Here is a 25,299-nt window from a genome sequence, read left to right on the forward strand (position 1 = left end):
AATAGAGACGTTTGCTGGGTGATAGGATGCCCTAAAACGTTGGGAGAAAAATCTATGCCAGAAACGGTAGAGACTCTAACTGGACAAACCCCGATATTTGGTGGCAGTACCGGAGGCTTGCTAACAAAAGCCCAAACCGAAGAAAAGTACGCTATCACCTGGACAAGCCCCAAAGAGCAAGTGTTTGAAATGCCGACTGGTGGTTCTGCCATCATGCGGCAAGGCGAAAACTTGCTGTTCCTCGCCCGCAAAGAATATTGCATTATGTTGGGCGGACAGCAACTACGCGCCAAGTTCAAAATCAACAACTACAAAATTTACCGTGTCTTCCCTAACGGTGAAATGGAGTATCTGCATCCGAAGGATGGCGTGTTCCCTGAGAAGGTAAACCCCGGTCGTCCCTATGTAGGTAAGAAAGAACGCCGGCTAGGAGAGAATGTAGAACCTCCAAAAGTGAAGTTTAGCGGCCGTAAAACTTACGAAGTGTAGCGTCCGTTTTTGGGGTAAATGTCGATAGTTTTGTGGCGCGGTACGCCGTTGTGCATAACTTTAGGCACATAGCCCCAATTGTTCTCAAAAATACATAAAAAATAGTAGGGTGGGCAAGAAAAAGGCAAACGGCAAAGGTAAAAAGGCAAAATTATTCATTTTTCCCTTTTTCCTATTGCTTTTTCCTTCTTAATGCCCGCCCTATTTGTTTGAAAGGCTTATTGTGTTTTTTACACTTGAGGAACAATACCCGATAAATTTATGATTTTTCCTGACTTTACTCAATTTTCCGATTTAGCTAAAGAAGGCAACTTTGTACCTGTCTACCAGGAATGGGTAGCGGATTTAGAAACCCCTGTGTCTGCTTGGTACAAAGTCTGCGCGGGACAGCCTTATAGCTTTTTGCTGGAATCAGTGGAAGGTGGGGAGAATATCGGACGCTACAGTTTTTTGGGATGCGATCCGTTGTGGGTGTTGGAGGCGAGGGGAGAGAAGACTAGGCAAATTCATCGGGACGGGAATGCGATCGCATTTGAAGGCGACCCGTTTCAGGCATTGGCATATTGTCTAAAACCCTTTCACCCAGTAAAGTTGCCTCAATTACCGCCAGGAATTGGGGGATTGTTTGGCTTCTGGGGATATGAATTAATTAACTGGATTGAACCTCGCGTACCGATTTATCCAGCTACTGAAGAGGATTTGCCGGATGGGTTGTGGATGCAGGTGGACAATCTGATTATTTTCGATCAGGTGAAGCGGAAAATTTGGGCGATCGCTTATGCAGATTTGCGAGATCCTGATGTGGATTTGGCTACTGCGTACAAGTTAGCCGGCGATCGCGTTAAGCAACTGGTAAGCAAACTCCAGCTACCCTTATCCGGGAAAGACACAGTTTTAGAATGGACTCCGCCAACCGGAGAGGGGAGTGAATATACCAGCAATACTTCCCGCGAACAATACTGCGCCAACGTCCAAAAGGCAAAAGATTATATTCGTGCTGGGGATATTTTCCAAGTTGTACTTTCCCAGCGACTCTCGGCTGAGTATAGCGGCGACCCCTTCGCCTTATATCGTTCCCTGCGCCTAATTAACCCTTCGCCTTACATGGCTTATTTCAACTTTGGCGACTGGCAAATTATTGGTTCTTCTCCAGAGGTGATGGTGAAAGCGGATCTTTCTCCAGAAGGGAAAGCGATCGCTACCGTCAGACCAATTGCTGGAACGCGCCCGCGAGGGAAAACGCCGAAGGAGGATGACAGCCTTGCGGAAAACTTACTTCAAGACCCCAAGGAAATTGCCGAACACGTCATGCTAGTTGACTTGGGACGCAATGACATGGGGCGCGTTTGCACCAGCGGTACGGTGAGAGTCGATCAACTGATGGTAATTGAGCGTTACTCTCATGTGATGCACATTGTCAGCAACGTTGTGGGACTCCTAGCCCCCGATAAAACCGCTTGGGATTTACTTAAAGCTTGCTTCCCCGCTGGGACAGTCAGCGGTGCGCCCAAGATTCGGGCGATGGAGATTATTAAGGAATTAGAACCTTGTCGTCGCGGGCCATATTCTGGGGCTTATGGCTGGTATGACTTTGAGGGACAATTGAATACTGCGATCGCTATCCGCACGATGGTTGTCCGCCCCCAAGACGGCGGTAAACATACCGTTTCAGTTCAGGCTGGTGCTGGTTTGGTTGCGGATTCTGACCCGGAAAAAGAATATGAAGAAACTCTCAATAAAGCCAGAGGGCTTTTAGAGGCGATTCGCTGTTTAGCTATTAGCCAGTAGCAGCGGGCTACTGGCTAATAATTTCAAATCCGTCTGTCTAGTTGTCCATAATCAAAGAACCCCACTCCCAACCCCTAGAGAGATCAACCGGGGAGGGGCTGGGGTGACTCTTCATTGCGGGTAATCAACTGAATTTGGCTTAGGCTACAGCTGCTTCATAACGACCGCTTCATACGGCACGACACCAGCCTTTTCACTTTTAATACAGCGTGCCGCAGTCCGCGATAAATCAAGCGTCCTGGGGGCAATGTAGGGGCCGCGATCGTTGATTCGGACGATGGTAGCATCCCCATTTTTCGTATTTGTCACCTTGAGAAAGGTATTAAACGGTAGAGAGGGATGCGCTGCCGTTAGTGCGTACTGGTTATACTTCTCGCCGTTTGCTGTTAAGCGCCCGTGAAAATAGTCTCCATACCAGGAGGCAAAACCTTCAAATTTGTCATCTGTGGAGACTAATCCGTGCAGTTGCGCCTGTGCTTTTACCAAGGTTAAAGGTGCAGCGCCCAAAGCGACGCGGAGATTATTCACCCATTCGATTGCCAATAGTTCTCCATTGCGATCGAGATTGGATGCGATCGCTTCATCAATGGCAAACAACTGGTTATTGCCTAACCTCCCCCCAGGCATCCCATACAATAGCATTGGTTGCACTTGTGAACCATCCACATTGGGGTTTTGCAAAAGTTTCGCTACACGCTTGGCAAAAGCTTCAGCTTCAACTTTGTCGGGAATTTCGGCAATCAAATTTCCCTTCACCCAGACTTGAAACTGCTCGTGTTCTGTGGCTTTTTTGCCAGAAGAATTCTTTTTTCCCTTCGCCAATGACAGCCAAAATCCTCGCCGCTGACTGAGTTTAGAGCTGTTTAAATTCTCCCCTGCTTCACTTTTGTAGCGAGTCCGAACTACAGCAACAGGCGCAGGCTTTGCTTTTTCATTAGGCTCAAAACGAGCAGGCCAGTTTAACAAATTCTGCACAACCTGCATTATTCTTTGAGGGAAACTAATCTTTAATACTCTACTGCCTGGTACTTCAATCCATGAGGCAGATTTGGAAATAATTGTTGGTGTAAAGGGCGCAGATTCATTGCTTTGCTCTGACGCTGGAACACAGAGATCATTGTCTAACGCATCTATCCAGCGGATAGATTGAACAGCCGATTTTACTTTGTCTTTGTTTGGTAGAGGCTCTCCTATTCCCGATCCAGCCTGCAAACCCAAGCTAGGTAAAACTGCACTAAATTTCTGAGAATGCAAGCCCCCTAAGTTGAATTGTGCCGGAAAAACTACGGGATTATAAGTTTCCAGGGGATTACCCACAGCCGACAAAACCTTGGACGGAAGAGCAGCCGACAAATAATCTGGTACCCTCAACAACGCCTGGTTAGACGATAAAAAATAACTGAACCAGGATGTCACCCAAAAAAGTCCGAAGAATGGCATGAGCAGTTAAATATTTGGTTACAATGCACTCTGGGTAGCTAATCGTTACCCAGTATACATAACTCCAATAAGAGTATATCTGCTCAATCCTTAATTGTACAGTCTAGGGCGATCCCAGCCTCTGGGTACCGTAATAGCGATCGCAACAACGCAACAATTTTTACCAAATATGGACAACCTCACCTTCTACATTGTGGATGTATTTGCTCTAGAAAAATACACCGGAAACCAGTTGGCAGTTTTTACCAATATCGGTGAACTTTCTGATGGTGAAATGCAACGAATCGCTAAAGAAATGAATTATTCAGAAACCACCTTTGTGATATCTCCAGATATTCGCGAAGGTGGTTATGACGTGCGAATCTTTACGCCGGAGCAAGAACTACCTTTCGCAGGTCATCCTACACTAGGTACTGCCTATATCTTGCAGCAGAGAATTATTAATAAACCAGTTGAATCCCTGAATCTAAACTTGAAAGTTGGACAAATTCCTGTAACCGTGCACTACGCCAAGCAAGCAGTTGAATGGTTATGGATGCAGCAAAAAGCGCCTGCTTTTAACCAAAACTTGGAAATAGATACACTTGCCAAAGTTTTAAATCTAGATTCAAGCGAGATAGATAACCGATTTCCAATTCAAGAAGTTTCCACTGGAGTTCCGTTTATCATCGTTCCATTGAAAACTCACTCCTCCTTAAAGCGGATCAAAATCAACAAAGATAAATACTTTGAGCTTGTAGATACCACTCAGGCAAAATCCATACTGGTTTTTTGTCCGGAAACCTACTATGCAGAGAATGACCTAAGCGTGCGCGTATTCGCTGATTATCTTGGGGTTCCAGAAGATCCAGCCACGGGAAGTGCGAATGGTTGTTTGGCTGGATATTTAGCGCAGCATTCCTATTTTGGAGAAAAACCCATTAATATCCGAGTGGAACAGGGGTATGAAATTGGCAGACCTTCCTTGCTGTTGTTAAAAGCTGAAAAGAATGCTGATTCAATTGAGGTATTTGTAGGGGGAAAGGTGATTATGGTAGCGAAAGGAGAATTTGTTTAATAATACCCCCGACAAAGGGGAATCATAGCTAAATAAACAAAGCCTACCTACCCAAGCTTTCAAAATATCGTTCCTAGGCTGCGGCTTGGAAATGAATAGGGAGGCCGAGACTCCTGATAACTACGTACCTAAAATTTGAGATTTGTATGAATATCATATTGCATATCACGAAGCGCGAACAATGGAAAGAAGCACAGTCAACAAAAATATATCGCGGCGATACTTTAGACTCTGAGGGTTTTATTCATTGCTCAACACCGCAGCAAGTTATTAAAGTAGCTAATAACTTTTTTCGCTACCAGACTGGTTTAGTTATCCTGTGTATTGAATCTGAAAAAGTAGAGCCAGAAATCCGATATGAAGGATTAGATGCGGGAGAGCAGTTTCCTCACATTTACGGTGCTTTGAATATCAGTGCTGTGGTGCGAGTGCTGGACTTTGAGCCTGGCGAAGATGGCTTGTTTACATTGCCAGCCGAAATTGAGTAGGATTAATAAGTTTGTAGGTTGTCTTAAGTCCGAAAGAAACCCAACGCCAATTTGACTGGCATAGTTGGGTTTCCCATCCTCAGTCCCAACCTAGGCTACTACTTTATATTGTGTACTTTCATCAGTTACTCTCGGTGAGAGAATAATATTTTAAATTATCTATCTACACCGAATCTTTCTTGAACTACGACAACGCTTGTAAATATCTTGCCCAAAAGTATCCGCGCCAATTTGCCCGTTGGTTACTCTCAGTTGACACTGACGATATCCAGGTACTTAAAACTGAACTGAGTCTAGAACCAATTCGCGGTGATTCTCTAACATTTCTGCAAACCGATAACCAAATCCTGCACGTAGAATTTCAAACCCTACCAGTATCTAATCCGCCATTACCACTGCGGATGCTTGACTACTGGATGAGACTTCATCGCCAGTACGGTTGTCACATTGAGCAGGTTGTCCTATTTTTAAGGCGTACTACCTCAGAAGTTGCTTTTACCGAACAGTTTGAAGCTGTCAATACCAGACATCGCTACCGAGTAATTCGTCTGTGGGAGCAAGACCCCGCGCCACTCCTAGCAAACCCTGCGCTTTTACCTTTCGCCACTTTAGCTCAAAGTGACTCACCTAACACTTTACTAGAGCAAGTCGCTGCACAAGTCGCTAGGATTGAGTCACGCGAAGAAAGAGCGAATCTGTCAGCTTGTGCTGGGGTTCTCGCGGGGTTGCGGTTTAACGATAATTTAATTCGTCAATTATTGAGGGAGGACATTATGCGAGAATCTACGTTCTATCAATACATCCGCCAAGAGGGACGCCAAGAGGGACGCCAAGAGGGAATCCAAGAGGGAGAGGTGGCGTTGCTACTGCGTCAGCTTACTCGTCGGTTTGGTACTATTACCCCTCAATTGCAAGAACAGATTCGTACTCTATCTATCTCCCAATTGGAAGATTTGGCAGAAGCATTTTTAGAATTTTCTAATGTAACCGATTTAATTAATTGGTTAGAGGTTCATTCCTCATAAGCACTCACAGGGGAGACTATTTTTGTCACCTAGTGGGAAAATCAGGAGGGATAGGAAATTGGATTTAAAAGAGCAGCTACATACACATCTTAAGCAGATAGTCCGCGATCGCGATCCTTATCTGGCAAGTTCTGGACATTTTTATGTCCAGCAATACATCCGCGAACATTTGGCACAGTGGGGAACAGTAGAAACCCATGAATTCCAGATAAGGGGTAAAACCCATCAAAATTTAATCCTGAACTTACCAGCTAGTGCCAAGAATCAAAAACCACCGATTTTAATCGGCGCTCATTATGATGCTGTACCTGGAACTCCTGGCGCAGATGATAATGCTACTGGTGTCGCCGCACTGTTGGAATTGGCGAGAATTTTCGCGGCAGAACCAATAAAATATCCAATGCAATTTGTGGCATTTGATATGGAAGAATACGGCTTATTGGGTAGTCAGCAATATGCAGCTGATTTGAAGAAGCAAGGGCAACCAATACGATTGATGCTGTCTTTAGAAATGCTGGGATATTGCGATTCTACGCCTGGTTCGCAACGCTATCCGGCTGGTTTAGAACGCTTTTACCCGAATCGGGGTGATTTTATTGCTTTAATTGGCAATTTAACGGCAATTCCTGACTTGATTCGTCTTAGCAGTAACATTCGTAAAGTTGGCACGCCAGCTGAGTGGTTGCCTGTTCCGAATAGAGGTTTAATTGTCCGTCAGACGCGACTAAGTGACCATGCTCCTTTTTGGGACAACGGTTATCGGGCGATGATGGTGACGGATACGGCTTTTATGCGAAATCCCCACTACCATCAGACAAGCGATCGCATCGACACCCTCGATTTAGACTTCCTCACCGGAGTTTGTCGCGGTTTAAGCGAGGGCATTCGCCGTCTGTAAAGGGGGAATCATTTTTAACGCAAAGGGACGCACAGAAAAATTCTATTTTGCCTCCCTTTGCGTTTTATTAAACTAGCGCGTAAACTTTAGCTTCCCACGGAAAAATTGGCTCTTTCCCAGCCCATTCTCCGGAAACCATGCGTTCTTGCGTTATTTCTTTCCACTGCTTGCCAGGGCGTGTTGCAGGCCAATTTGGTACAACATACTTAGCGTTAGGATTATTAGGATCGGGCGTGCCATATTCAGAAAAATTCGCTACCACGACTACTAAGTTTTCGTCTTTTCCTCGCTGCCAAACAATAACGCGCTTACCTTCATTGAAATCAACATGGATAAAGTTCGTGTCGTTTACTGCTAATGCGTCAGAAGTAGTGCGGAAGTTTACTAATCTGGAAACGTAGCCGAAAATACGCTTTCGCCAATCATCATCCATGCGGCTGTAGTTAACTGGATCAACTTGTTTTTTATGGTCATCTGAAGTAGACAAGTCATTTTGATCGGCAAATTCATCTCCTGCTAAAATCATCGGAATCCCTACAGCAGTGAGAAGACAAACAAAAGCTAATTTAATACGATTTTCTGTGTCAAAAACTCCATTGTTAGTCAAGTAGCTGTAAATTCGCTCGTTTCCAAATCCTCCCACATCATGAGAAGTTAGATAGTTAACAGCTTGCGAACCATCTGTAAAACCTAAGTTTCTACAATCAATGAGTTTCCGGACACTCCATTCAAAGCTGGGTTCATCAAAAGCACTATTTCCTAAAATTACCCGGCGGATAATCTGCTTAAACTTTTCGTTCCACAGCCCATCGAGACGATTTTGATAAACTAAATCCAGAGGTACGCTTAGTTCTTCACCAATTACAGTAAATTTATCGCCCTTTCCGCCTCGTTCTTGCCAAAGCGATCGCGCATAGTCTTTGAATTCTTGTAAAAAGTCATAATTGCTAACATTATTAACACTATCCAGCCGTAAACCATCCACGCGATAATAATCTATCCAGTGGGCAATGTGGGCTTTCATGTATTCACGCGCCGGAACATATCGGGAAAATTTGCCTGTAATTGGGTGATAGCCTTCCACCCAATAATTGTACTTAAATAAATCTCCGCCAAATCCATCCCGATTTCCTTGTTCTGGATCGCCGCTACCAAACTTGATGTATAAATCCAGAAAATTGACGTTGTGGTAAGGATTGTTGCGAGAAAAAGCCATCACAACATCAAGGAAAAACCGCACTCCATACTGATGACAAACTTTGATCAAATCGACTAAGTCGATAGAAGCCGTGGGTGCATTCTGACTATCCGGGCAACCTAAATCAAAATCTGCGGCAAAATAGTTAGCTGTACCATAGCCCCAATTTGTTTTATCATCGCTATCTTGCGGTGGTAAAAGTTCCAGGGCGTTAACACCCAATTCAACTAAATGAGCGTGACCTTGCTGAAGTTCTTTAACTTCAAGAAAACTAGGCGCGATCGCTTGTTTTTCTACTAGCGCCAGTACATCGCGAAAAGTGCCATTTCCTTCAGGAATTTTCCCATCCGAATTAATTTTAGTCCAGCGTGTGGGCAACTCGTAAATAACTAGCCGATTATTCGGTTGCAGCTTTTCTGTAGTATCCCCTTGCCAATTCGCAGTTTGACCCTCCGGATCGCACGGAATCAGCATTTCATCCTGATAAAGTATTACACTGGCTGGGTCTTTACTACCTTCCCCTGATAATCCCTCCGGAGCAATGAAACGCCGATCAACTGTGTAAGCTGTGGGATCGGTGCAATAATAAATTTCATTTTTACCATGATAAGCATCGGTATCGCGTACTTTGAACCAGTAAAAGTACACTTGTCCGTTTTTTAAATTGCAATCTGCGGCTGGTATTTGCCACACATCGGGAAATTCTTTCGATTGAATGAGGTCAAATTCTTGAAAATTTGAAAATTCCTCTGAACTATTTTTTTGAAAATTGCCGATGTAAAGTGTTGGTGCTGGGTCAATTTTTCCGGGTCGCCACAATAAAAAGTGAGTCTGTTTGCGGTTTAATAAATCTGGAAGCATAATATACACCTCTTTAAGAATTTGGTGAGTTACGGAGGTTGCTTACAAGAGAGTATTATGCTATTCCGGATAAAAGTTAGTATGGTGGGTGTTACCCATCATATCAAGCCCGATCTTCAACCCGTAATCTCTGTAGGGTGGTTGAAGGAACCTCACCTAACTTTCAATTAAGGTATGCGTTGGGTTGCGCGATCGCTTAACCCAAGCTACTATTTATGGCTATTGCAGGCAAAATGACTGCTAAAACGGAATATCATCATCAGCCTCATCTTGTTCTTTTTCTTTGAAATTTAGCCGTGAGTTAATGCTTTTCTCCTCTTGTATGGGCAAGCCATCTGTCAATCCTAATTGTTTTTGTAAATTTTGCGTCACCGTTATCGGAAAATCTAAGTTGATACCTCGCTCTTGGGCAAATTTTGCCAACTCGTCAAAAGAAACTTTTTTAGTAGTTTTCTCATAGCTGGAGAGTTTAAAATAATCGCTTTCTGATAAATTCTGTGCCTGCATTGCTGCTTTAATTCGGTCTTTAATATGGTTGATTTCTGTATCCAGTGATTTCCAATTATGCTCAATTTCTCGATAGCGTTGAGCAAGTGCTGTTAAATCTTCGTTAGCTGGATTTGGATTAATTAGCTGAGTTAATTGCAACAGCCGATGATGTACGTGAGCCAGATAGACTGGATCCATTTTTGCATAGTGTAGCTGGCTTTTTGTCAAAGGTCGCTGTCCCCAATCGCTTTGGCTTTGGGTTTTGTCCACATTTGGGAAATAACATAGGTTTTCTGCCAAGGTTTTCAGTTGCAGATTCGGCACTGGTAGCAGATAGTAGGGAATTTTTTTGGCTATTTCTAAAGTGCAGATTACATTTTTAGCTTTATTTTTACCCAAGAATTTTAGGTCAAAGCTGGAATTGTGAAACACCTTTTCAATTGCCGGATTTAACATAATTTTTTCAATAAATATTTCGGTGATATCCGGGTATTCTAAGATATCTAATATAAAGACGCGATCGCCACTCAAGTCTGTGGATTCATCTAATACCTGAATCAGAGATAGTCGTGGTTTTTTGGTGTTGTAGTCAGCAACTTCTGTATCAACCCAGAGAGTTTTCGCCTGAGTATATGCTGCAATCTGTGAGCTGATATCGTTAGGGTTGGTGATATATGGCATTGCCGGAAGGAGTGGATATTAAATGTCAGATTAAACCAATGAAAGCAAAATCCTAGTCTAATGACGCAGATTGCTTATTTATTCAATCGGGAAATATATGTATCTTAATCGCAGTTTGGCTGTTCTACTCCTAATCAGTGGTACAACAGCCAGTAATTTAGCCTTAGCGCCCGAAAAAGGCTGAATTCAAAAGGCATTCAGTCTAATAAACTTACTAACGCTGCCCTAATAAATCGCCCTACCTCATAGCGTCTATGAGGTAGGGCGTGTCAAAAACAAACTTCAGTTTAACAGGCGGATTCCGCTTTATGCAGGCTGGTATCCAATATCACCAATGTCCCCCTGGGCTGTATTTCTCGCGATCGCTGGTTGTGCATTTACTAACGCAACCGCTTGGTGTAGTGCGTCAACACGATTCCGCACCAGGTGATTTTGTGGGATGAGGTTCAGAATGCCAAAGCGTTCCAGCCGTTGCTCGATCTTTTCAGTAGCACCGACAATGAACACCTCAAGACCTTTGTCACAAGCATCTTTGATAGCATTCTCAATTGCCAGCGAAGCTGTCACACCCAGCAGGGGAACATCACTCAGATCAAGAATCAGGGCTTGAGAGTTTTGTATAGCTGCGTGTTCGCGAGCGATCGCTTTCGCCACACCAAAGATCATCGGCCCGCTCAAGTAAAATAGCAGCACACGCCCATCGGCTTGATTAAACAGCTGCTTCTCTTCTTCCGAGAGCAAAATCGCATCGTCTGCATCGGTAATCGTCTTCACATCTTGAGATTGCAGACTTGACAAACGTTCGATTGTCAATATATTAGCAATGAACACGCCAACGCCGACTGCCACAATCAAGTCAACAAACACAGTCAGAAGCAACACGCCGTACATAATCAGTGAACCCTTGACGGAAACCTGATGTGAGCGTTTCAGGAAACTCCAGTCGAGAATATCAATTCCCACCTTGAGCGCAATCCCCGCCAGCACTGCCATCGGAATCGGCTGCGTCAGAGGTGCTGCCCAGAGGACAACAACCAGTAGCAGCAATGCACGAGTCAGTCCTGAAACTGCCGTGCTAGCGCCCGTTTGGATATTGACCACCGTACCCATTGTTGCCCCTGCACCGGGCAATCCACCAACCAGTCCAGAAACCAAGTTGCCAATACCTTGACCAATCAGTTCTTTATCAGAGTTGTGCTGGGTGCGAGTTAAGCTGTCTGCAATCACAGCAGTGAGCAATGTATCAATACATCCCAGCATCCCCAACATTACCCCATCAACTAGCATCACCGTGAGTTGATTCGCGGTAAAGGTTGGCAGAATTAAGCTCGGCAGACCCATTGGAATCTCACCAATCCGTCTGATGTCAGTCCCTTGGAACAAGATCAGAGAAACAACTGTGCCTAGTACCAGGGCCAGCAGTTGGGGTGGAACGAAGCGCTTCAGTTTTGATGGTGTCAAGAAAAGAATCGCCACTGTCAGCGCTCCCAAAGCCGCCTCAGCAGGATTAATATTTGCTAAAAGCTGGGGCAAGTTAGAGATTGTACCGAGTACACCACCTTTTGGGCTTGCCTGTCCGAGAAATGGGGCAATTTGCAGGATAATTAGGATTACACCAATTCCAGACATAAAGCCGGAAATCACGCTGTAGGGCATGAGCGTGATGTATTTCCCCAGCCGAAAGATACCGAAGATAATTTGGAATAACCCGGCAAGCATCACAACCGTAAACGCCATCGCCATGCCGTTTTCTGGATTGGCAGCTGTAAGACTCGCCACGATGGCTGTCATGATTACGGTCATGGGGCCAGTTGGCTCAGAAATCAGGGTTGGAGTACCTCCAAAGAGGGCGGCAAAAAAGCCAACACAGACTGCGCCATAGAGTCCGGCGACAGGTCCGGCACCAGAGGCAACGCCGAATGCCAGCGCCAGGGGTAGGGAGACAATCGCAGCTGTGAGTCCGCCAAAGAGGTCACCGCGCAGGTTTCTGAAATGGATACGGTTGGTGAGTTGCATGGAGAATGGAGATTAGAAGGTGGCTACAAACTTATATAGATAAAAAGCTATGATTACTATAGATTTGATCTATTTATTTCTATACTTAGCTATCTATATGAAATACCATGATTGCAAAAGCAAATGCAATTTATTAAGAATTGTTATCTCCAATACCAGCCCAAACTTTTATCTATGATCGAACTAACAGAGGCACGGTTACAAAAAAATAATTCATTACTCTAAAAGGGGATATATAAAATTACGATTAATAGTACAATTCTTATTCCTGTGGCGATCCCCCCTGTTCCCTGTTTAACAAAGCGGAACTGGATACTATTAAAAGCCTCGCCCTTGATGGAGGGTTAGGACGATAAAATTTTCTTGCTCAATGACCGCTGAGCAACATTTTACAAATCGCTTAGGATTGCTATAGAAATCCTTTTATTTTGAGGAGCAATAGCGATGAATACCACCTTTGATAACCGCTGGCAATTCTGGATCGATCGGGGTGGTACGTTTACTGATATTGTGGCGCGTCGTCCCGATGGGCAGTTGGTGATTCATAAGTTGCTGTCGGAAAATCCGGAACGCTATGCTGATGCGCCTGTGCAGGGAATTAGGGATATTTTGGGTATTGCTGCTGATGCACCGATTCCCTCGGAACAGATTGCAGTGGTAAAGATGGGAACGACGGTGGCGACGAATGCGCTGCTGGAACGCAAAGGCGATCGCACTCTGCTAATTATCACCAAAGGTTTCGGCGATGCTCTCCGCATTGGTTATCAAAACCGTCCCGATATTTTCGCCCGTGACATTGTACTGCCAGAGATGTTGTATGAGCGAACAATCGAGGTGGAGGAACGCTACAGCGCCCAAGGGGAAGAGTTAATTCCGCTGGGAGAGACGTATGCAACATCTCTTCAACAAGCATACGATGATGGCATTCGGTCTTGCGCGATCGCTTTCATGCACGGTTATCGCTACCCAGAACACGAGAAACAAGTTGCAGCATTGGCGCGAAAAATTGGGTTTACTCAAGTATCGGTATCTCACGAAGTCAGCCCATTAATGAAGTTGGTGAGTCGCGGCGATACTACTGTTGTTGATGCTTATTTGTCGCCCATTCTGCGGCGATATGTGGATCGAGTTGCAAGTCAGTTGGGTGGTACGGGCGGAAACAATATATCTGGGTTAACCTCTCCGCAACCCTCCTATGAGGAGAGGGGCGAGTCTCCCTCCCTTAGTGGGGAAGGGGGAGGAGGGTTAGGTTTGCCCGATCCGAACAGTAGTGGGCTTTCCCCGTCCTTACAATTTATGCAATCCAACGGCGGGCTTGCAGATGCTAAAGCTTTTCAAGGTAAAGATAGCATTCTCTCTGGCCCTGCTGGGGGAATTGTTGGGGCGGTGCAAACAAGCCGAATGGCGGGATTTAACAAAATTATCAGCTTTGACATGGGCGGTACTTCCACCGATGTCGCCCACTATGCAGGCGAATATGAACGCACCTTTGAGACGGAAGTTGCTGGTGTGCGTCTGCGAACGCCGATGATGGCAATTCACACGGTTGCTGCTGGTGGTGGTTCGATTCTGCAATTCGATGGATCGCGGTATCGGGTGGGGCCAGAGTCAGCTGGCGCGAATCCTGGCCCTGCGTGTTATTGCAAAGGTGGCCCGTTGACGGTGACGGATTGCAATGTGATGGTGGGTAAGTTGCAATCTGGGTTGTTCCCGAAGTTGTTTGGGCCAAATGGGGATTTGCCGTTGGATGCAGAAGTGGTGCGGCAAAAGTTTACTCAACTAGCGATGTCTATTGGCGACAACCGGACACCGGAGGCGGTTGCGGCTGGATTTTTAGCGATCGCAGTCGAAAAGATGGCAAGTGCGATTAAAAAAATCTCTCTTCAACGTGGTTACGATGTGTCGGAATATACTTTGTGTTGTTTTGGTGGTGCTGGTGGGCAACACGCTTGTCTGATTGCTGATGCGTTGGGGATGAAGCAGGTATTTATTCATCCTTATGCTGGGGTTTTGTCTGCTTATGGTATCGGTTTGGCTGATGTACGAACTATTCGGGAACGGGCGGTGGAGGCGAAACTGAGTGAGGAGTTGGGGCTGAGTCAGGTTTTAACTCAGTTGGAGGCACAGGGGAGGGAGGAGTTAAACCGCGAAGACGCAAAGGACGCGAAGGACGCGAAGGAAGAGGGAGAAGAGAAGGAAGAGGTTTTTTGGAGGGTGCATTTGCGGTATGAGGGAAGTGATTCGTCTCTGGTGGTGGATTTTGGGGATGTTGGGGCGATGCGGAGGGGGTTTGAGGCGGCGCACCGTCAGCGTTATGGTTTTGTTGTCCCGGAGAAGGCGCTGATTGTTCAGTCGGTTTCAGTTGAGGTGGTGGGTAAGAGTCAGGTTCTGGAGGAGGCAGTGATTTCGCGTACTTCAGAGGATGCACCTGTGCCGCTTGATACTGTGCAAATGTATGCTGCTGATGCGTGGCACTCGACTCCGGTGTATCAGCGGGAAGATTTACAACCGGGAGACTGTATTTCTGGCCCGGCGATCATTATGGAAGCAACGGGGACGAATGTGATTGAACCTGGTTGGCGAGTAGAATTAAGCGATCGCAATCATCTCATCTTGCAGCGTTGTGCCGATATCAATCCAAAATCGAAGATCCAAAATCTAAAATCGCAAGATCCGGTGATGCTGGAGATTTTCAATAATTTGTTTCGCGCGATCGCTGAACAAATGGGCATCACTCTGCAAAACACCAGTTCCTCAGTTAACATCAAGGAACGCTTAGATTTTTCTTGTGCTATTTTTGACCAACACGGGCAGCTAGTCGCCAATGCCCCACATATTCCCGTGCATCTGGGTTCAATGAGTGAAAGTGTTACAAGCCTTATTGCAGCGCGTGGCAACACTCTCAAACCCGGCGATGTGTTTGCATCCAACAACCCCTACAACGGCGGCACTCACCTGCCAGATGTAACAGTTATTACACCAGTTTTTGCCGATTCTGGCACTCTTCCCCTCTTCTACGTCGCCTCGCGGGGACACCATGCAGACATTGGCGGTATCACTCCCGGTTCCATGCCTCCCAACAGTACAAGTGTAGAAGAAGAAGGCATTTTACTAGATAACTTCCAGCTAGTTGCTGAAGAAATATTTCGGAAAAAAGAACTAATCGAAGCGCTTTCGCAAACGTCTTATCCCGCAAGGAATATAACCCAGAATATTGCAGATTTGCAAGCACAAATTGCGGCAAATAAACGCGGCGTGCAGGAACTGCAAAAAATGGTAGAACACTACAGCTTAGAAACTGTACAAGCTTACATGGGCTTTGTACAAGATAATGCTGAAGAATCAGTGCGTCGTGTTATTGAGGTTCTAAATGATGGCAGTTTTACCTATCCTCTGGATAATGCTAGTGCGATTCAAGTTGCAATTACCATCGACAAATCTACTCGCAGCGCTAAAATTGATTTTACTGGCACTTCTCAACAGCAAAATACCAATTTTAATGCCCCAGCAGCAGTGTGCAAAGCAGCAGTTTTATACGTTTTCCGCACTTTGGTAAATGACGATATTCCTCTAAATGCTGGTTGTCTCAAACCTTTAGAAATCATCATTCCCGAAGGTTGTATGCTGAATCCGCGTTATCCTGCTGCTGTAGTTGCCGGGAATGTGGAAACGTCGCAATCTATAACTGATGCGCTGTACGGTGCGCTGGGCGTGCTGGCAGCTTCCCAAGGGACGATGAATAACTTCACCTTTGGCAGCGATCGCTATCAATATTATGAAACAATCTGCGGCGGTTCTGGTGCTGGCGCAGATTTCAATGGTACGGATGCTGTACAAACTCACATGACAAATTCCCGCCTCACCGATCCAGAAGTTTTAGAATGGCGCTTTCCCGTTCTCATAGAAAGTTTTACTATTCGTCCTAATAGTGGTGGTAATGGACATCATCGCGGTGGTAATGGTGTTATTCGTCGTCTGCGTTTTCTCGAAGCAATGGCAGCAGGAATTCTCTCAAATCATCGCATTATTTCACCTTTTGGCTTGCACGGTGGTGAAGCGGGAGAAGTAGGGAAAAATAGCGTTGAACGCGGTGATGGAACTGTAGAAAAGTTAGGAAGTACCTCTGTTGTGGAAATGCAAGCTGGGGACGTATTTGTAATTGAAACCCCCGGAGGTGGAGGTTATGGAATTGCCAATAATATGTAACGTATAATTAGTAAATAATAAAAACCACACTTATCTTTTAATAAGGAAGCTAAGCTATGACTCAAACAAAACCAACTCGTCCTCGTGGTAAAGGTAGATTATTCCCAGAATACACAATACCCCCAGAAGAATTAGCCAAACGCGAAGCCGAAAAAAACGCTCGTTCTCAGCGTTATCGAGAAATTTTTGCACAAGTCAGTCCTCAATTGATCAACGAACATTACAACTGGTTCATTGTTATTGAGCCGAACAGTGGCGATTATTTCGTTGATATCGATGAAGAAATAGCTGTTCAAAAAGCTCGTCAGAAATACCCTACTGGTATGGTTGGAATTATGCGTCTTAATGAAACCGGGACTTGTGGAAAGATATGATTCCAGACAAGTTCGGTGAGATTGGCGAACTAATTTTTGAAATTGATTTAATTGCAAATGATGGAGAAAGATTACCCATTGAAGTGTTATTGGATACAGGATTTACAACAGGCTGGTTAGCACTTGATACTCAAGATGTCCAAAGTCTAGGATGGTTTAAGGTTGAAAGTGAACGAGCTATGCAACTGGCACGAGGAGAGGAGTTTTTTGATATATATGAGGGAAGAGTTGTAATAGATGAAGTTGAGTACATTATCCCAGTTTTGGCAGGTGCAGGAATTGTCGAACCTTTACTAGGTTTACAGTGGTTAAAAAGGCTGCCACTATCGGTTAACTTTTCGACGGGCGTGTTGACGCTGGGGTAAAAAAGAGAATGCGATCGCGCTACCAGAAAAATATACTATTTGAAAAAATTTGACTTTTGTGGTAAAGAAAACTCTTAGGCTAACTAGGGTTATTGAATAAATTAACACGCAACTAGCCACGCACATAAGGCGTATTTCTGGCGGATAATTTCTAGGTTGCTAATCTGCAACTAGACTGATTAATTCGTTTTCAGCCGCAAATATACTTGAGTAAGTAAAGAAATGTTAAGCAGGAGTAAAACATTGGCTGACAAATTTAAGAAAGGCGACAAGGTGAAATGGAAGACTTCTCAAGGTGAAACCACAGGCGAAGTGAAAAAAAAGCTTACCTCACCTATAGAAATTAAAGGACATCACGTTGCGGCATCAAAAGATAACCCAGAATACTTGGTTGAGAGCGACAAAACTGGAAAAGAAGCTGCTCACAAGCCCGATGCTTTAGAAAAGATAGAGGACTAAAGCCAATTATGAGTAAAGATACAAAAACGGTAATTGGTGAGTTTGTATAAGCCGTCAATATGACAGCAAAGGAACTGGAATCTTGGCTAGAGACGGAAGATTCTAACTCTGTTGGACAAAAGGATGGTAATGAGGAATCAACTGGTCACAAGTCTGGTAAACGCATCATTGAATTGTTGCAGAAGAATGACTACAACGAGGATGACTTAGCACACATGAAGAAAGTCATCAGTTACGTTCATCGCCACAGCGCTCAAAAACCATCAGGGGATGTGGAGCATACGCGCTGGCGCTACTCGCTGATGAATTGGGGACACGATCCATTAAAGTAGTTGAAGAATCCTCGACGACTGTTGGCGCCTGCGCTCTCTTCGCTTAGTCAACGGCGAACAAACTCAATCCAACGGTTGTAGAGACGCTTTCATTTCGCGTTTCTATAGCAATTAGCAATTCAAGGGTTGGGTGGGATACATCTGTAAGGACATGGCATTGCCATGTCCTTACCAAGGTGGCCCGAACGTCAGAACCCCGATATATTCCACCCAAGTGAGAAACGCTATATATTAGGCCGTCTTTGGGAAAAGTCTCTATTCGTGAATGGTTCCATCTGGCAGAATTGCGCCAGTAAGAGTTGCCTTACACCAGTCTGTGGCTTCTAGATATGCTCCGCGCAGGCTGGCTCCTGTTAAGTCTGCGCCATGCAGTTCTGCTACATTGAGATTAGCTCCCCACAGGTAAGCTCCCCGCAAAGCAGCGTTCGATAAATCGGCTTCTTGCAGACTTGCCATATTCAGGATAGCTCCAGTCAAGTCTGCTTCGCTTAAGTTTGCGCCTGTCAAGTCTGCCTTACTCAAGTTAGCTTCGCATAGGTCGGCTTTATTGAGCGATGCGCCAGTTAGATTGGCTGCGTGCAAATTTGAGCGAGACAGGAGTGTTACGCGCAACTGGGCGGAAGATAGATTTGCTGCACTCAGGTTGGCTCCACTCAGGTTGGCTCCACTCAGTTTGGTTTCGCTGAGGTTAACACCATCCAAGTCTACGCCATTGAGATCGACTCCGTTCATAAACGCAGATTTCAGTTGCACTCCGTTGAGTATAGTGCCTCGCAATAAGGCACCGCTCAATCTGGCTCCACTCAAGTTTGCCCAACTCAAGTTGGCATCGATCAGGTTAGCGGAACGCAAGTTAATTCCGCGCAAATCTGCGCTACACAGATTAACTCCAGATAAGTTAGATAAACGTAAGTTTACTGCCGTGAGGATGGCACCGCTCAGTTTTGCTCTTACCAGCAGCGACTTAACAAGGGTGGCTCCTCTAAGGTTAGCTTTTGTCAGGTCGGCTTCAGTTAGTTTTGCCTCGTTCACTTTGGCAAAACTTAAATCGGCTCGTTGTAGGAAGGCTCCACTGAAGTCTGCTCCTGTAAGGAATGCTCTACTAAGGTTTGCAGCTAATAGATACGCTCCGGAAAAGTTTGCTTTTTCCAGGTTTGCTTTTTCCAGGTTTACACCGATGAGATTTTCTCCGCTAAAATCTCTTTCTCCTGCTCCATAACGCCGTTTCAGTTCTTCAGCATCCATATTCTTTCCTCATTGGCTTAATCAATACTCTCTAGTTATAGATTTCCCAAATTAAGCTTTAAAAATGCGTTAAGTTTTTAATCTTTTTTTGATGTAAATACTTTAAGGTGCATGAAGAAATCTTTACAGCTGCGGCGAAAACAGGCGATCGCTTGCATTATCCTGAGTGGAGGTTCTATCAATGGTTAGCGTCGCGTGTAGCAAACGGCACAGATGCCGTAGCCAATATTCTCAACAGCGATCGCTTGGCTCTTTAAGCTCAAAATGGAATATCGTCGTCGTAGTCGCTATCAGTGGAAAAAGGATCGAACGGGTTCGGCTGAGTATTTTCCGGTTGTGATTGCATATCAATCCAGCGCTTTGCCAAGGAGAGGGCTTCTTCTTCTGTCTTAGCGTTATGAACGGGTATAATACACTCGCCGCCAGCACTCCAAACTTGGACGCAGAACACTGGTCTTGCTTCGATGAGCCAACCCTTGTAAATTTCTGGCGAACTCATAACTGACACCATCCAGAGCGACTACAAGAATATTTTCCTTAACCTACCACGCTCATACTAGACAATAGCGCTCAAAAGGTTTTTTTAAACGTAACACGTCCGACTAATTTATAGTGAGTTTTACAGGCGTTTATGTAATATTTTTGTTAAACGTTATTTTTGTAATTTCATCAAATGAGACAACTCCTCAGGCAAATCTTCAGGCGGATACTGCCTATCGCCCTAATGGTTTTGGTATTGGGGCTGATTGCGGCACCAGCAAACGCTACAGGCGTTTATCAAATTCCTAATCTTACCCCAGGCGATCGCGCTTGGATTCTCGATAAAGCTGAAGTCCTCAGCCGTCTAAACGAAGGTGCAATTAGCAAAAATCTAGACGATTTAGCTAAAACTACCGGAAATCAGGTGAGATTTGTGACTATCCACCGCCTTGACTACGGGGAAACAGTGCAAAGTTTCACTAATCAGCTGTTTGAAAAATGGTTTCCCACAGAAGAAGCGCAAGCTAATCAAACCTTACTGGTTATCGATAGCCTGACTAACGATGCTGCGATTCGCAGTGGCGACAAGATAAAGTCTGTACTGACAGATGAGATTGCCCAGAGTGTTGCTTCTGAAACTGTACAGGTGCCATTGCGGGAAGGCAATAAATACAATCAAGCTTTAGCGGATGCAAGCGATCGCTTAGTTGCTGTACTCTCAGGAGAGCCAGACCCAGGCCCCCCTCAAGTTACAGATACGGTTAACGTAGCCAGAACTTTTAAAACCGCAGAAGAAACTGACACTGACAACGCTACCATTTGGGTAATTGGCTTACTGATTGCCGCTACCGTGATTCCGATGGCAACTTACTTCTTCTATCAAGGCTTCTCCGGCTAATCCTGAACGTACTCCTGCCGATTAACTAAAGCCAACTCAGCCCGAACAAATTCTCGCCCCAGATAAGCTGCATGATCCAGCATTGTCACCGGGCTGGGCTGAGTTTCCTCAAAAATTTTGACGCAAAGTTCCTTAGCGGTTCTCCCAGTAAATAGCGCTGCGTGGGTACGTTCCACCTTGCCTCTTACGGGGATGGGTTTCCCTGTTTCTGGATCGACGGCTAAACCGCGATCGCTAATTATATTGGTGAAATGTTTGGCACAAATTTGTCCAGCTTCCCGATCCAGGTAAATAATAAAATATCCGCCCGGATCTAAGTTAATAAAACGCTTGGAAAGCTTATCATCAATTGCCGCTAAAGTTAAATCAGTTTGATTCATACAAAATCAGGCATCATCCACACACTATTTTTCTACCTATTTTCAGTTTAATGCCTTCTCTCTTTTTTTGTGGTCTAACGGCTATTACCTAACATCTCATGCTAACGCCTAGCGACTGATTCCTCTAAATCCTTCTATTGCTCTACAGCAAACTTAGTTAATTGCTCATACTCTGTGTTTTGACTTATTATTTTATGTGTGGTAAAAGTTTATCCACAAATTACGCAACTTAATATTGTCAATTCCAAACTTCAGTTAAATCTACAACAAACCCAAGTAAAACATCTTCACCTGACAAAGTTACAGGATTATCCAACACTTCCACATCCTGGCCTTGCCTGTAAATTTCCACCTTCGTGTTTTTTCGGTCAATCAACCAACCTAAACGCGCTCCGTTTTCCATGTATTCCCTCATTTTGGTTCGCAGGGGTTTGATGTTGTCACTTTCAGAGCGTAGTTCCAGCACGAAATCAGGACAAATAGGAACAAAGCTTTTTCGTTCTTCGGGGCTAAGAGCATCCCATCTGTCTTGACGCACCCAAGCTGCATCAGGAGAACGATCCGCGCCGTTGGGGAGATGAAAGCCAGTTGAAGAGTTGAACGCCTTACCGAGTCTAGTCTGACGGTTCCACAACCAGAGTTGCCCCTCCATATCCAGGTTTCTGTTCCCTGTCTCGCCTCCTGTTGGTGGCATAAGAATTAACTCTCCTGTAGCAGTGCGCTCTAATTGTAAATCTCGATTAGCGATCGCCAACTCAACGAACTGCTCGTGGGTGAGTGTAAGGGTTAGTGTTGGTGGGATATTGACGGCAATGGCTTGGGGTAAGTTGACTTGTGTCATCGTTTTTGACTTATGACAGCTACTTTTTTAAACGAACCGCTGAGGCACACAGCACACAGAGCAAAAGCAAGGAGAGAAGTTTATAAATGATTTAGGATTGCTTTAGATGCAAGATGCCAGTTCAATCAAAAGTTATTGGCTTGTCGGTATCGCGCTGAGCAAATGGTAACTCTTGGTTAATAGCGTCAATTTCTTGTTGTTCGTAATTGTTAATTTCGTTGATATGATTGCGTAGAATTTGACCAAAACGTGGATTGTAAAATCGGTGCATACTGTGATTGGGCGTAGCTGGGAAACCGCGACGTTTTTTATGCCGCCCACCTGCACCTGGGTCAAAAGATTGGATGTTGTGCGCGATCGCCCACTCAATCGGCGTATAGTAACAAGCATCAAAGTGCAGACAGTCAATATCCTGTAAGCTTCCCCAATAGCGTCCATAAAGTTTGTCGCCCTTGGTGAGACAAAAAGACATTCCCGCTGGCTGACGGTTATCCTGCTCATTGTATGCCGCTACAAATAACACCCGATGCCGATAGTTAGAATGCAGTTGCTCAAAAAAGCGCTTTGTTAGATACTTACTCCCCCACCAGCCAAACTTGTCGCAAGTATCGGCGTAGAAGGTGTACATCAACGGAAACATCTGTTTAGGAATCTCATCGCCAGTCAGGGTTTTCATTTGCAAACCTGCATTCTGCACAGCTTTGCGTTCCCGCTTGATGTTGCGGCGCTGATTGGCATTGAAAGCGCCTAGGTAATCATCAAAAGTATTAAACCCATTATTTTGCCAGATGTAGCTGTGATGTAGCCAAGGCATGAAACCGTGACGTTCTAGCACCATTTTCCATTGAGGATCTACATAAAGAAAATGACAGCCAGAAATGCGGTTTTGAGAACAAAAATGGTCAATGGCATTTACCATTAACTCTGTTAGCTCATCCTCATCTTCACCTGGTGCAATTAAAAAACGATACCCTTCCGCTGGGGTAAACGGAGACATACCAAGTAATTTTGGATAATATTGTACGCCCAAGCGTTGAGCCAAATCTGCCCACTGATGATCGAAGACAAATTCACCGTAACTATGCCCTTTCACATATAGGGGTGCAGCAGCAATTAAGTTTCTGTCTCGCCACACAGTTAGATGGTTGGGTAGCCATCCCGCTTTTGCCGTAGCGCTGCCAGATGTTTCCATATTGTTGAGCCAATCCCATTCTAGGAAAGGTGTCAACAGCGGCATAGCCATCGCATCCCACTCGGCTTGAGGCAGTTCAGAGATTTTGTTAATCCAGGCAACAGAATAACGGGGCTTGAGTTGTTCCACCATTTCAGAAATTGATGAGCTGGATGAGAAAGCCTTCTCTAGGGTAAGTCAACTTTCGCGATCGCATCAAAGTGTTGGCACCATTTCTCGTTTTAGGCTGAGCCTGGGAATACCTACGTTTCATTTAAGAATGGGAGGCAGAACCTCTTTAATAGCGTTCCTAAGCCGCAGCCCAGGAACGCAGGGGAGAAAGAATCAACCAGTAACGATAAAGGGTGAGTCAATCGGTTGTAGACGATTGGCATCTACCAAAGCTTGATAAACCATCGCTGCTACTTCCGCACGGGTAGCATCGCGGGTGGGGTTGAGTTTTTTAAGGTTCGGTTGATTGACAATTATCCGTTTTTGCGTTGCTGTTGCTACTTCATCTTTAGCATAGTCAGGAATACTAGCGCGGTCGTCAAAGGTGTTTAGGGCAGTAGCAGCGCCACCAGTTAGCTTTAGCCCATTAACTAGGGAGACAATCACTTGTACGCGCTGAACATTCTGGTTTGGTTTGAAAGTTCTGTCAGGGAAACCGGAGAGAAATTCGCCGCGATAAGCTTGTTGAATTGCGTTGAAGCCCCAGAAAGTCTGTGATACATCTACGAAAGCGATCGCATTTCGTTTCGCAGGTGGGTTGAAGGCTTTCGTCAGTAAGGCGGCATACTGCGCCCGTGTCATACTCGCATTAGGCTTAAAGGTTTTGTCGGGAAAACCACTGATAATATTCTGCTCGACTAATTCCTGAATAAAGGCAGCAGCCCAATGTCCGGCAATGTCGGTTAACTCAACAACAATATCACCGCCTGCTCCACCACCTGCTCCACCACCTGCTCCACCACCACCGCCTGCTCCATCACCTGCTCCGCCACCACCTGCTCCGCCACCACCTGCTCCGCCACCTGCTCCGCCGCCACCGCCTGTTGTATCGACGGGGGGAGTTTGATTATTAACTAACTCCACATTTCCCTGAACTTTAGCCGGATTCATCTGATTTCCCACAGCAACCAGCTTGTTAGAAGTGGTATTTTGCAAATCAAATTTATCGTTATACCGCAGGATGTTTCCCCCAGGATCGGAGTTACTACCTAAATCTGGTAAAGCTGTAGTAATTACTGTTAGGCCATCGTCAGTATTTCGTTCACTAAGATTATTCCGCAGTTTTGGGCGAGAATCACCAGAGACGAATATCCCTGAGCGATTTTCCGAAATTTGGTTATCTATAACTAGGGGCGCGGCACGTTCAGCAATGCTAATTCCATAACCTGTATTCTTACAGGTATTACCTCGGATTTCGCCTCTGGCATCCCCAGCCAAGGAAATACCATTGCCCATATTTTGCGTAAACAGATTACCTCTGATTACTGGAGTACCATTGGCTGTAACAAAAACTCCCTCGCGTTTGCTATTAATAAAGGTGCAATTCTTCACGGTGGGGGCAGTCGATTCAATCCAGACGGCAGTGCCACGGCTAGAGAGATTGGTAACGGTTACTCCTACCAGTTGGGCATTATTGCCTAAAACCATTGTCACATTTTGTCCGCCGGAGGAGTTGGGACTGCTGTAGGTTCCGCTACCTTCGATTAAAATGCCGCTGCCTTTATTAGCTTCATTACCGATAACTATTACGCCAGATGGCACTCTCAGGGGAAAGACTTCGCCGTTGGCTGCATTATAGTTTCCTGCTGCCAGTTGAATTGTGGTGTCTGATTGAGCTTGAGTGAGAGCTTTGCTAATCGTTTTAAAAGGCGCTGACTGACTGCCAGCAGCGTTATCATTGCCAGTTGCTGGATTGACGTAAATTTGAGCCATAGTAATCTTGAAATATGGTAATAAGAGCATTAACCGCTTGCAATTTTACCCATTTTATGCTGGTAATTCAAACAGCTACATTGCCAATAAGAGCGTATCCGGAAAATAGGGCAATTGGTTTTAAAAGCTACATTTTGAGAGTTTTGTTAGTGAAATCTGCTTTTGACGCGATCG

At 45.1% G+C, this 25,299-nt stretch carries 23 protein-coding genes; 13 read left to right on the plus strand and 10 right to left on the minus strand.

The window, feature by feature from the left end:
- Positions 1-54 precede the first annotated feature (54 nt).
- Together H6F66_RS10980 and trpE are read left to right on the plus strand one after the other, a co-directional pair.
- A complete protein-coding gene (locus H6F66_RS10980; protein ID WP_190421054.1) occupies positions 55-489 on the plus strand; it encodes a photosystem I reaction center subunit II PsaD in 435 nt (144 codons plus the stop codon).
- A 261-nt stretch (positions 490-750) separates the two neighbouring features.
- The gene (gene trpE, locus H6F66_RS10985; protein WP_190421056.1) at positions 751-2,277 is read left to right on the plus strand and encodes an anthranilate synthase component I; all 1,527 of its coding nucleotides are present in this window, start codon (positions 751-753) and stop codon (positions 2,275-2,277) included.
- A 144-nt stretch (positions 2,278-2,421) separates the two neighbouring features.
- On the opposite strand, the gene H6F66_RS10990 is transcribed toward trpE, so the two are convergent.
- Positions 2,422-3,693, minus strand: coding sequence for a septal ring lytic transglycosylase RlpA family protein (locus tag H6F66_RS10990; RefSeq protein ID WP_190421058.1), 1,272 nt, complete (start codon positions 3,691-3,693; stop codon positions 2,422-2,424).
- Positions 3,694-3,886: 193 nt separating this feature from the next.
- Here H6F66_RS10990 and H6F66_RS10995 point away from each other — a divergent pair, with 193 nt between their 5' ends.
- The 4 genes from H6F66_RS10995 to H6F66_RS11010 all read left to right on the plus strand — a co-directional run bounded on the left by H6F66_RS10995 (position 3,887) and on the right by H6F66_RS11010 (position 7,185).
- Positions 3,887-4,774 carry a PhzF family phenazine biosynthesis protein gene (locus H6F66_RS10995; protein WP_190421060.1) on the plus strand — a complete coding sequence of 296 codons (888 nt, stop codon included), beginning with the start codon at positions 3,887-3,889 and terminating at the stop codon, positions 4,772-4,774.
- A 146-nt stretch (positions 4,775-4,920) separates the two neighbouring features.
- Positions 4,921-5,262 (plus strand): DUF952 domain-containing protein, encoded by a 342-nt coding sequence (locus H6F66_RS11000; RefSeq protein WP_190421062.1) that lies wholly within the window; start codon positions 4,921-4,923, stop codon positions 5,260-5,262.
- A 179-nt stretch (positions 5,263-5,441) separates the two neighbouring features.
- Positions 5,442-6,287: a DUF4351 domain-containing protein gene (locus H6F66_RS11005; RefSeq protein WP_190421064.1), complete on the plus strand. Its 846-nt coding sequence runs from the start codon at positions 5,442-5,444 to the stop codon at positions 6,285-6,287.
- 58 nt (positions 6,288-6,345) lie between these two features.
- On the plus strand, positions 6,346-7,185 hold the full coding sequence (locus H6F66_RS11010; RefSeq protein ID WP_190421066.1) for a M20/M25/M40 family metallo-hydrolase: 840 nt from the start codon (positions 6,346-6,348) through the stop codon (positions 7,183-7,185).
- A 67-nt stretch (positions 7,186-7,252) separates the two neighbouring features.
- Here H6F66_RS11010 and H6F66_RS11015 read toward each other — a convergent pair whose 3' ends face one another.
- The 3 genes from H6F66_RS11015 to H6F66_RS11025 all read right to left on the minus strand — a co-directional run bounded on the left by H6F66_RS11015 (position 7,253) and on the right by H6F66_RS11025 (position 12,430).
- Positions 7,253-9,244 (minus strand): alpha-amylase family glycosyl hydrolase, encoded by a 1,992-nt coding sequence (locus H6F66_RS11015; RefSeq protein ID WP_190421068.1) that lies wholly within the window; start codon positions 9,242-9,244, stop codon positions 7,253-7,255.
- A gap of 240 nt (positions 9,245-9,484) precedes the next feature.
- Positions 9,485-10,414, minus strand: a complete 930-nt coding sequence (locus H6F66_RS11020) for a ribonuclease D (RefSeq protein ID WP_190421070.1) — start codon at positions 10,412-10,414, stop codon at positions 9,485-9,487.
- 306 nt (positions 10,415-10,720) lie between these two features.
- The gene (locus H6F66_RS11025; protein ID WP_190421072.1) at positions 10,721-12,430 is read right to left on the minus strand and encodes a SulP family inorganic anion transporter; all 1,710 of its coding nucleotides are present in this window, start codon (positions 12,428-12,430) and stop codon (positions 10,721-10,723) included.
- Positions 12,431-12,874: 444 nt separating this feature from the next.
- Between H6F66_RS11025 and H6F66_RS11030 the strand changes: the two genes are divergently transcribed.
- The 5 genes from H6F66_RS11030 to H6F66_RS11050 all read left to right on the plus strand — a co-directional run bounded on the left by H6F66_RS11030 (position 12,875) and on the right by H6F66_RS11050 (position 18,166).
- A complete protein-coding gene (locus tag H6F66_RS11030) occupies positions 12,875-16,636 on the plus strand; it encodes a hydantoinase B/oxoprolinase family protein (RefSeq protein ID WP_190421074.1) in 3,762 nt (1,253 codons plus the stop codon).
- Between the two features lie 56 nt (positions 16,637-16,692).
- A complete protein-coding gene (locus tag H6F66_RS11035; protein WP_190421076.1) occupies positions 16,693-17,010 on the plus strand; it encodes a hypothetical protein in 318 nt (105 codons plus the stop codon).
- A complete protein-coding gene (locus tag H6F66_RS11040; protein WP_190421078.1) occupies positions 17,007-17,375 on the plus strand; it encodes an aspartyl protease in 369 nt (122 codons plus the stop codon). Before H6F66_RS11035 ends, H6F66_RS11040 begins: the two co-directional genes overlap by 4 nt.
- Before the next feature lie 243 nt (positions 17,376-17,618).
- The gene (locus H6F66_RS11045) at positions 17,619-17,834 is read left to right on the plus strand and encodes a DUF2945 domain-containing protein (protein ID WP_190421080.1); all 216 of its coding nucleotides are present in this window, start codon (positions 17,619-17,621) and stop codon (positions 17,832-17,834) included.
- 59 nt (positions 17,835-17,893) lie between these two features.
- Positions 17,894-18,166 carry a DUF3140 domain-containing protein gene (locus tag H6F66_RS11050; RefSeq protein WP_242018975.1) on the plus strand — a complete coding sequence of 91 codons (273 nt, stop codon included), beginning with the start codon at positions 17,894-17,896 and terminating at the stop codon, positions 18,164-18,166.
- 255 nt (positions 18,167-18,421) lie between these two features.
- On the opposite strand, the gene H6F66_RS11055 is transcribed toward H6F66_RS11050, so the two are convergent.
- Positions 18,422-19,411: a pentapeptide repeat-containing protein gene (locus H6F66_RS11055; protein ID WP_190421082.1), complete on the minus strand. Its 990-nt coding sequence runs from the start codon at positions 19,409-19,411 to the stop codon at positions 18,422-18,424.
- Between the two features lie 107 nt (positions 19,412-19,518).
- Between H6F66_RS11055 and H6F66_RS11060 the strand changes: the two genes are divergently transcribed.
- Complete coding sequence (locus tag H6F66_RS11060; RefSeq protein WP_190421084.1) at positions 19,519-19,668, plus strand: hypothetical protein; 150 nt, start codon at positions 19,519-19,521, stop codon at positions 19,666-19,668.
- 2 nt (positions 19,669-19,670) lie between these two features.
- Here the strand turns inward: H6F66_RS11060 and H6F66_RS11065 are convergent, their stop codons facing one another.
- The gene (locus tag H6F66_RS11065) at positions 19,671-19,910 is read right to left on the minus strand and encodes a hypothetical protein (RefSeq protein WP_190421086.1); all 240 of its coding nucleotides are present in this window, start codon (positions 19,908-19,910) and stop codon (positions 19,671-19,673) included.
- A 174-nt stretch (positions 19,911-20,084) separates the two neighbouring features.
- Here H6F66_RS11065 and H6F66_RS11070 point away from each other — a divergent pair, with 174 nt between their 5' ends.
- Complete coding sequence (locus H6F66_RS11070; protein WP_190421088.1) at positions 20,085-20,789, plus strand: TPM domain-containing protein; 705 nt, start codon at positions 20,085-20,087, stop codon at positions 20,787-20,789.
- On the opposite strand, the gene H6F66_RS11075 is transcribed toward H6F66_RS11070, so the two are convergent.
- The 4 genes from H6F66_RS11075 to H6F66_RS11090 all read right to left on the minus strand — a co-directional run bounded on the left by H6F66_RS11075 (position 20,786) and on the right by H6F66_RS11090 (position 25,125).
- Positions 20,786-21,169 (minus strand): DUF4346 domain-containing protein, encoded by a 384-nt coding sequence (locus H6F66_RS11075; RefSeq protein WP_190421090.1) that lies wholly within the window; start codon positions 21,167-21,169, stop codon positions 20,786-20,788. The genes H6F66_RS11070 and H6F66_RS11075 overlap by 4 nt on opposite strands.
- A 238-nt stretch (positions 21,170-21,407) precedes the next feature.
- Entirely contained in the window at positions 21,408-22,010 is a 603-nt protein-coding gene (locus H6F66_RS11080; protein WP_190421092.1) for a Uma2 family endonuclease, read from the minus strand.
- A 121-nt stretch (positions 22,011-22,131) separates the two neighbouring features.
- Positions 22,132-23,334: a GNAT family N-acetyltransferase gene (locus H6F66_RS11085; protein WP_190421094.1), complete on the minus strand. Its 1,203-nt coding sequence runs from the start codon at positions 23,332-23,334 to the stop codon at positions 22,132-22,134.
- Positions 23,335-23,526: 192 nt separating this feature from the next.
- Positions 23,527-25,125: a DUF1565 domain-containing protein gene (locus H6F66_RS11090; RefSeq protein WP_190421096.1), complete on the minus strand. Its 1,599-nt coding sequence runs from the start codon at positions 25,123-25,125 to the stop codon at positions 23,527-23,529.
- Positions 25,126-25,299: the final 174 nt, after the last annotated feature.

Origin of the sequence: Trichocoleus sp. FACHB-6, from assembly GCF_014695815.1 — a bacterium.
GTDB lineage: Bacteria > Cyanobacteriota > Cyanobacteriia > Cyanobacteriales > FACHB-T130 > Funiculus > Funiculus sociatus.